Annotated in this window: 5 protein-coding genes; 2 read left to right on the forward strand and 3 right to left on the reverse strand. The window is 41.9% G+C overall.

Annotated features, from left to right (window positions below):
* Positions 1 to 54 precede the first annotated feature (54 nt).
* Entirely contained in the window at positions 55 to 3597 is a 3543-nt protein-coding gene (locus ACM0OS_RS18960; protein WP_414544751.1) for an NB-ARC domain-containing protein, read from the reverse strand.
* A 383-nt stretch (positions 3598 to 3980) separates the two neighbouring features.
* Between ACM0OS_RS18960 and ACM0OS_RS18965 the strand changes: the two genes are divergently transcribed.
* Positions 3981 to 4166: a CopG family transcriptional regulator gene (locus ACM0OS_RS18965; protein WP_414544752.1), complete on the forward strand. Its 186-nt coding sequence runs from the start codon at positions 3981 to 3983 to the stop codon at positions 4164 to 4166.
* A gap of 543 nt (positions 4167 to 4709) precedes the next feature.
* Here the strand turns inward: ACM0OS_RS18965 and ACM0OS_RS18970 are convergent.
* Both ACM0OS_RS18970 and ACM0OS_RS18975 read right to left on the reverse strand, forming a co-directional pair.
* The gene (locus tag ACM0OS_RS18970) at positions 4710 to 4862 is read right to left on the reverse strand and encodes a CopG family transcriptional regulator (RefSeq protein WP_414544753.1); all 153 of its coding nucleotides are present in this window, start codon (positions 4860 to 4862) and stop codon (positions 4710 to 4712) included.
* Positions 4863 to 5186: 324 nt separating this feature from the next.
* Entirely contained in the window at positions 5187 to 5630 is a 444-nt protein-coding gene (locus ACM0OS_RS18975) for a cyclic nucleotide-binding domain-containing protein (protein ID WP_414544754.1), read from the reverse strand.
* 293 nt (positions 5631 to 5923) lie between these two features.
* Here ACM0OS_RS18975 and ACM0OS_RS18980 point away from each other — a divergent pair, with 293 nt between their 5' ends.
* A complete protein-coding gene (locus ACM0OS_RS18980; RefSeq protein ID WP_414544755.1) occupies positions 5924 to 8656 on the forward strand; it encodes a cation-transporting P-type ATPase in 2733 nt (910 codons plus the stop codon).
* Positions 8657 to 8697: the final 41 nt, after the last annotated feature.

An 8697-nucleotide genomic window follows, 5' to 3' on the forward strand; every position in this document is an offset into this window, starting at 1 on the left:
GAGTGTTGCGCCTATCGTATAGAGTGAGCAATATGCTTATCAAGGCTGTTGTTCTTAAGCAATTGCCCCCAACCCTTTGAGAGTAGTAATAGTTGCGGCCGTTAAACCTGTAACTCCTCTGATATTCATTCCCTGATAAAATTTCTTAGCTTTCAAAGCTTTTAAGCACTCACCTGTACTTGTATCCCAAAGCCTAATCGTCTCATCAGCACCACTGCTAGCTAGAGTTTGATTATCTGGGCTAAAGGCAATTGACCAGATCCAAGCTGAATGTCCGTATAGTATTTTTTTGCATTCACCTGTATCAACATCCCATAATTTTACTGTGTAATCAGGGCTGCTACTTACTAAAATCTTACCATCCCGACTAAAGATGACTGCTTTGACAATACCACTTGCAAAAACCTCGAAAATTTGAAGACACTCACCGGTGCTAATATTCCACAACCTGACTTTTCCATCATAACTAGCACTTGCCAGCAGTTCACCATTAGGACTAAAAGCGATTGACCAAACCCAATTCGTATGTCCCTCTAACGTTCTTATACACTCACCAGTGTTGATATCCCACAACTTAACTTTTTGATCCCAAGCACCGCTTGCCAGTGTCCTCCTTTGAGGATTGAAGGCAACTGATTGGACAGCGGCACGATGTCCCTGGAAAGTTTGCAAGACTTGACCTGTATTGACATCCCATAATTTCACTGTTTGATCGTCACTGCCACTTGCCAACATTTGACCATCCTGACTAAAGGCAATTGACCAGACTACCGCAGAATGTCCCTGGAGAGTTTGCAAGGCTTGACCTGTATTCACATCCCACAACTTCACTGTTTGATCGTCACTACCACTTGCCAATGTTTGTCCACTTGGGCTGTAAGTGACTGATCGCACCGCAGCACTATGTCCCTGAAAAGTTTGTAAGACTTGGCTTGTCTTGACATGCCATAACCTCATAATGTGGTCATGACTACCACTTGCCAATGTTTGCCCATCCGGACTGTAAGCGACTGACCAAACCTGGTTAGTATATCCACTGAAAGTTTTAAGACATTGACCGGTAATAACATCCCACAGTTTTACTGTTTGGTCTTCACTACCACTGGCAAGAATATCCCCATGCAAACCAAAGACCACAGAAAAGACCCAACCGGAATGTCCCTCAAGGGTTTTAACACACTGACCAGTACTAACATCCCACAATTTTACTGTCTGGTCGAGACTACCACTAGCAATAAAATTGCCTTGAGGACTAAACGTAACTGACCAGACAGCTGCATAATGTCCCTGTAACGTTTTAATGCATTCACCAGTTCCAGCGTCCCACAATTTTACGGTCTGGTCATCACTGCTACTCGCTATTATCTGACCATCAGGACTGATAGTTATTGATCGTATACCATCACTATGTCCCTGTAAAATTCTCAGGCATTCACCAGTACTGACATCCCATAATCTAATTGTGTTGTCATCACCGCCACTTACCAGGGTTTCACCATCCAGAGTGAAAACTGCACAAATTACCCAACTTGTATGTCCCTGAAAAGTTTTGAGGCATTCACCAGTACTAACACTCCATAGTTTCACGGTACGGTCGTTACTGCCACTAACTAATGTATTACCATCTGGGCTAAATGCAACTGCCCACACCTCATGTTCATGCCCTTGTAAGGTTTGTAGGCATTGCCCTGTATTAGCATCCCACAATTTCACTGTGTGGTCACTACTACTACTAGCCAGTATATTACCATCAGGACTAAAGTCGAGTGAAGGAATCCAATTACTGTGACCCTGACAGGTAAGGACTTGTCTCCCATCCGCCACCTGATATAAGCGAATCTCTCCATTAGTATCGCCTATTGCCAAAAGTTGGCCATTAGGGCTAAAGGCTATTGACAAGACACCACCAAAGGTTTCAGCAAAAACAGACTTAGCTAGATCAGCATTGTAAAAATTGACATCGTGCAACTTCATATTTCGTAAGTCGGCTTGCCAAACTGTCAGTTCAGAAAAATCATAGCCGCTTAAATCTGTCTGTAGTTGACACAGCAAATTCAGAACATTTCCCGCTGTGTAACCTGGTTCTTGTGGCGATTCTTCGCGGAGCCTGATTAAAATTCTCCTGAACCTTTTTTCAATACCTTTTTTGCTTTTTAATCTAGTGAGCAGCCCATCGATAACTGGTTTGAGTATGAGGCGAATTTGCACTTCCCTGATGTAGTCTTTGGCGCTGGCCTTGATTAAAGCGTGGCATCTAAACAGCTGAATATTTTCAGTGACAATTTCTTCACAGACGCGCTCTATTAATACCTGAGTCATATACTCCATGACTACAGGTTGGAGAGTGAAAGTTGCTGTACTGTTCTCAACTAGGGTGGGTGTAGCTTTTTCGATTAGCGATCGCCTACCTAAAGATTCTATAGCCTCTAGTAATTTTGCTTGCGGTACTGGGGAAACAATATCTTCTCGCAATTCTGAGAGTGTAACCGACTCACGATTAATTGCTAGCCAGTACATGATATTCTTTTCTAAATCTGACAAGCGGGCAAAATGTTGCTCTAAAATATCACGAATATCACCAAATACAGCCGTATCTTGTTGTAAAAATTCAGTTACATTACCATCAAAAATATCTTGAATAGTTGTAGCAACTATCTTCAAGGCTAAGGGATTACCTGCATAGCGTTCAATCATCGCTTGCCATTCATCTTCTGCGGCTGATATCCCTTTAAGTTTTAAGATTTCTTGCCCTTCTGCAACTTTTAAGCCACTCAATGGTAATGAGCGCACAGGTTGTGTTTCTCCTTCCAGTAAAGCTACTTCTTTAGGTTTTTCGCGGCTAGTTAGCACTAAGCAGCTTTGGTGTGTTGCTTCTCCTACCCGTTTTAATAGCTCACCATATTCCTCATATCCTTCTCGATAAACCCCGGCCCGACAACCACTGCGAAGAATTGCCTCTGCATTATCAAGTATCAGTAGGCAGCGATGATTTTGTAAATATTCAAGTAGTAGCGATATCCTAGCACTGAAGCTTTCTGGTAGGCTGCTTTCTATTTCTTGTTCGTCAGAGAGAAACTGGATCAGGTTAGCCAGAATAATTTTAATAGGTGGGGCTTCTCGTAGCGATCGCCAGATCACATACTCAAAGTTTTCCTGAATCTGTTCAGCCAGCTTTACAGATAATGACGTTTTTCCAATACCTCCAATACCCAATAGTGCTACCAATCGGCATTGATCATCGAGAATCCATTGCTTTAAGGTGGTAAGCTCTTCTGTTCTTCCATAAAAGACTGATGAAAAAATAGCTTCTCCCCAATACAGGCGGTTATTCGCGGTTGAATAATCACTTTTAGCAATTTTTAAGCCAAAAGCAGAAAAAAGCTTTTCAATAGTCTGTTTATCAACGCCTCCTTCCCGATTTAATACTTTCGAGATCGTACCAGGATATAATCCAGAGCGCGCGCTCATTTCTTCGAGAGTGTACTTGTTGCCAAAATTTGCCGCTACTTCCGAGTTACGCTTCGCTTCCTGAATTTTCTGCAATCCCTTAGTAGTAAGTAAAACACCACGCTTGCGTGTTTTATTTGGTAAAGTCATATATTATCTCACTATTAGTCTCGTAATAATACTTAAATTAAGGTAATAAAAAGCATTTTTGTACTTTTAAAAAATAATTATATAGATAGGGTTTTTAAATTTTCGAGCTACCTGTCATACCATCCTCTGCTTCTGATTTATTAGCTTGTGATCTCGATAATTTTGTGGAAATAGCTCTTGATTTTCTGTATTTGCTGGCGTACACTATTAAATCCCTTGCATACAGCTAATAGCTGCAATTGAGGCACATACTTGATGTATGAATAATAAAAAAACTAAAAACTGCTTAAGTTCATTCTTAAAATCACGATCTTCACTGGTAAATCAGGTGCTATTTTGACAGACTTGATTAGCCAAGTTTGTAAATCACTCGCTGATTATCAATGAATCAGACTGATATGTGTGTATCTGCTACTTCTACAACCTCCATCACAAAAGCTGAATTTCAGCAAGTTACCTTAACCTTGACACCAGAAGAAGCCCAGATTCTGGAACAATATTGTGAACAAACAGGTAAATCGGAAACGGATATGATACTGGAACTCATTCAAGGCTTAACCTTGACTTAATTTTTGAGACTGGGCATTAACACTCAGCGTCTAGAAGAAAAGCCCTTTCAACGCCAAGGCTCGATTTGCTAATTCAAAAACTGAAAAATTCTACTAATCTAGACTACTAAATTATGGATTCAGTCTATCCACTCTATTCCCTGCGGCAAGCTACTCAGTTTTAATGCCGTATCTCAAGATAATTAAATTGTTGCCTTTATTTTTGAATATTGCCTCTATTTTTGAGAATTTTGTTGAATAATGGACTTTAAGGGCGATCACCTAAAAATTAAGTAAGTTAGTTTTTCGGAGTCTCATCTATAGTACAAATGAACGCCTTAAAAGAGATGAATAGCACAAAGTTAAGATACAAATCTTGTCAGGATTAGGTGTAGGTTCTAGACCAAATAAAAATGAAAAATATGTGGGGATATAACTAAAATCCTCACTATGCTTGGTTGATTACACCCAAAAAGCAATTATCTTCAAGATTTGCCTTTTTCTTAGTGCTATTCAGATCATAACTAAAGTAGAAGGTTACGCAGAAAGTGAAATCAAGCCAATCTACTCTTGCTGATTTATGGACAATGCTCGAATCAGCTCTCTGATGACATCAGTTGCTGGTCGGCCTGTCTGTTCACAATATTTTTCCAGGTTCTTGGCTTCATTTGATGCCAGGTTGATGGTCATTCGCTTAACCGCCCATTTCTTGTTCATACTGAAACATTTAAATTGTGTAATCTTAGTTTCAAACTTTGATTGTAACTTTTGTCTTGGGAAGTAACATAACATTAGCAGGTTATATTGCCAATAATTTTTTTTAAGGTATGGTACTTAAGCTAGTATAGTTACTCTTTATACTTTTATTTTGAATTTTAATACATAGAAATACACCAAACACTGTTTGCTACATCAATTGACTGGAAAAAAACTGATGTAGCTTGTGTTTTGCATTTTTATTTGGCAGTTTTTTGACAATTCTTTGTGATCATTACTTTGATTTATGAGGCTTTAAGATTGGGGCGCCGATATATCTCAGGTCTAACGACTCCGAGAAGGCGTAACATTTATATCATCATTGAGCCTGCGAATTAAACGAGATAACTCACGAATAATATTCACGGCAATTTCTGGTGTTTCTTCAATGGCATCATAAAGTTGCTCTTGCGTCAGTTCCAAAAATTCGCAAGGTTCTAGAGTTGTCGCTGAAGCCGAGCGGGGTTGAGTATCAAATACTGCCATCTCCCCAAAGTATTTTCCCTGTTCTACCTCGGCTAATTTTTTATCCCCAATGTGGACTTTAACTCTACCGGACACAACAATATAGAGCGATCGCCCTTCTTCTCCTTGCCTAAAAATGGTGTAATTGGCGGGAAATTTCAGTTCGTGCATCACTGAAGTTAGGCGCACGATAAAGTCATCTCGTAATTCTTTAAAAATTGGTACTCGTCGGACAAATAATAACCGATCAACGCTGCTTAACATAATCTATTGGGGACTGGGAACTGGGGATCAGGGGCAATGGGGATTGGTTACAAATTTACCTCATCTCCCTCATTATCTAAGTGACTCAAACAGCTAGCTTGAGCTTGCAGAAGAGACTATCGCCTAGGGAAGAAGAAAGCCATACACAAAAATAGTAGTATATAAAAAAAGTCTTGCCCTAAAAAAAGTTGTTGACAAACTGTTGAAAGCAGATCAATTGCTACTAGTGTTGGCAGTCCACACATTTTCAGCAATCACTAGATTTTGACCACTTTAGGACTTCGGAAAATTTTATGTCTGCAACTGCAACGGGTGGCCGACAGGCACTTCAGTATCATACACTTCCCGCACAGGAAGCCGCAAAAACCCTCAATAGCGACCCAGAGAAGGGTCTAACTTCAGCAGAGGTTAATAAACGAATTGAAAAGTTTGGCAGAAATGAACTTAAAGGTAAACCCGGAAAACCGGCTTGGTTAAGATTCTTATTACAATTTAATCAAGCGTTACTTTATATTTTGCTGGTAGCTGGACTGATCAAAGCGCTGTTGGGTCAATGGACAAACGCAGCCGTAATTTGGGGCGTGACGCTGATTAATGCCATTATCGGCTTTGTTCAAGAATCTAAAGCTGAAGGTGCGATCGCTGCATTAGCACAAGCCGTAACTACTGAAGCTACAGTCATCCGCAACGGACAAAAATCACGTATTCCTTCCCAAGAACTAGTTCCTGGAGATGTAGTACTGTTAACTTCTGGTGACAAGGTTCCTGCTGATTTGCGATTATTTAATACACGCAATTTACAGGTAGATGAGTCAGCCTTAACTGGGGAGTCTGTACCTGTAGAAAAAGCAACTATACCCCTGGAAGCAGATACTCCGTTAGCAGAACGAATTAACATGGCCTATGCAGGCAGTTTTGTCACCTTTGGCCAAGGAAGCGGTGTTGTAGTCACCACCGCCAACGCTACAGAAATGGGACGCATATCCCAATCCTTGGAACGACAAACTAGCCTGAGTACGCCGCTGACGCGGAAGTTTGACAAATTTAGTCACCAATTGCTCTACATCATTTTGGGGCTAGCGGCCATGACCTTTGCTGTAGGCTTGGGACAAGGACAGTCCTGGCCCGCAATGTTTGAAGCGGCTGTGGCTTTGGCAGTGAGTGCCATTCCTGAAGGCTTGCCGGCTGTGGTGACAGTAACAATGGCCATTGGGGTTGACCGGATGGCACGTCGTCACGCCATTATTCGTAAGTTACCTGCGGTGGAAACTTTAGGTGGTGCTACGGTAATTTGTTCTGATAAAACTGGGACTCTGACAGAAAACCAGATGACAGTCCAGGCAATTTACACCGGCGGACAAAATTTTAGTGTCAGTGGTACAGGTTACAATCCAGAAGGAGAAATTTTATTTGACCAACAACCTGTAGATTTAGAGACGGGAAATTTCCCTTCGTTGAAAGCCTGTCTCATGGCTGGGTTACTTTGTACTGACTCCCACTTAGAACAAAAGAATGGTAATTGGCTTGTTGTTGGCGATCCCACTGAAGGTGCTTTAATTGCCGTAGCCAATAAAGCAGGGTGGAATCAGTCCCAGATGGCTGAGTTAATTCCCCGAATAGATGGTATTCCCTTTGAATCTCAGTTTCAGTACATGGCGACGCTACACGATAGCCATGAATCAGATGCTCGAACTATTTATGTTAAAGGTTCTGTAGAAGCCATTTTGGGGCGTTGTCAGCAAATGCTTAATGCTGATGGACAGCCAGAACCAATTAACCGCGAATTGATAGCACAACAAGTGGAATTTTTGGCAGAACAGGGGTTACGAGTATTAGCTTTTGCCAAGAAAGCCGTAGCCAAAAACCAAAATTCCATCGAGCATGAAGATATTGAACATGACTTGATGTTCTTAGGATTACAGGGGATGATTGACCCACCGCGACCAGAAGTAATCGCTGCTGTTCGTGCCTGTAAAACTGCGGGTATTCAAGTCAAAATGATTACTGGTGATCACATTACCACAGCGAAGGCGATCGCCGAACAAATTGGCTTAGAAAGAGATGGCAAGGTGCAGGCCTTTGAGGGTAGACGACTCACCACTATGGACGATGCAGAACTAGCCCAAGCCGTTGAATCAGGTGTAGTATTTGCCAGAGTCGCCCCCGAACAAAAACTCCGGTTAGTAGAAGCTTTGCAATCTAAAGGCGAAATTGTCGCCATGACTGGAGACGGGGTAAATGATGCCCCAGCGCTGAAACAAGCTGATATTGGTATAGCTATGGGTGGTATGGGTACAGATGTCGCCAGAGAGGCTTCTGATATGTTGCTTACAGATGATAACTTTGCCTCCATCGAAGCCGCAGTGGAAGAAGGGCGGACAGTTTATCAAAATCTGCGAAAAGCGATCGCCTTTATCCTACCCGTCAATGGTGGCGAATCCATGACAATTTTGATTAGTGCCTTATTCGCCAGAGATTTACCAATTTTATCGCTGCAAGTTTTGTGGTTAAACATGGTGAACTCAGTCACCATGACTGTACCTTTGGCATTTGAACCCAAATCTGACCGGGTAATGAGACAAATGCCCCGCAATCCCAAGGAGCCTTTACTTTCAGGTACACTGTTCCAACGTATTGCCGTAGTTTCCATATTTAACTGGATTCTGATTTTTGGGATGTTTGAATGGATACGTCGAGACACAGGTAATATTGACCTGGCGCGGACGATGGCAATTCAAGCACTAGTAGCCGGGCGAATTGTTTATTTATTGAGTATCAGCCACTTAGGAAATAGTATATTCCGCAAACTCAGAGGTAAGTCAGCCAGCATCAGCGATGGCAAAGCAATGGCTTTAGGTATACTCTGTACAGTCATACTGCAAATCCTCTTTAGCCAATGGGGTGTCATGAATACGTTATTTAGAACCGCACCCCTGGATTTAAATCAATGGCTAATTTGTTTGATTCCCGCATTACCAATGCTACCCGTTGCTTGGTTTGTCAATCGCATTGATCCAGCCGAGTAAGAGGTAGGGGGGCGAAGAGGCAGGGGGGCAGGGAGCAGGGG

Origin of the sequence: Nostoc sp. CCY0012 (genome assembly GCF_963920855.1) — a bacterium.
Taxonomy (GTDB): domain Bacteria; phylum Cyanobacteriota; class Cyanobacteriia; order Cyanobacteriales; family Nostocaceae; genus Cyanocohniella.

Bases quoted from the DNA above. Each gene is read 5' to 3' on its own strand.
- ACM0OS_RS18960 (WP_414544751.1), bottom strand. From the start codon at position 3,597: ATGACTTTACCAAATAAAACACGCAAGCGTGGTGTTTTACTTACTACT.
- ACM0OS_RS18965 (WP_414544752.1), top strand. From the start codon at position 3,981: ATGAATCAGACTGATATGTGTGTATCTGCTACTTCTACAACCTCCATC.
- ACM0OS_RS18970 (WP_414544753.1), bottom strand. From the start codon at position 4,862: ATGAACAAGAAATGGGCGGTTAAGCGAATGACCATCAACCTGGCATCA.
- ACM0OS_RS18975 (WP_414544754.1), bottom strand. From the start codon at position 5,630: ATGTTAAGCAGCGTTGATCGGTTATTATTTGTCCGACGAGTACCAATT.
- ACM0OS_RS18980 (WP_414544755.1), top strand. From the start codon at position 5,924: ATGTCTGCAACTGCAACGGGTGGCCGACAGGCACTTCAGTATCATACA.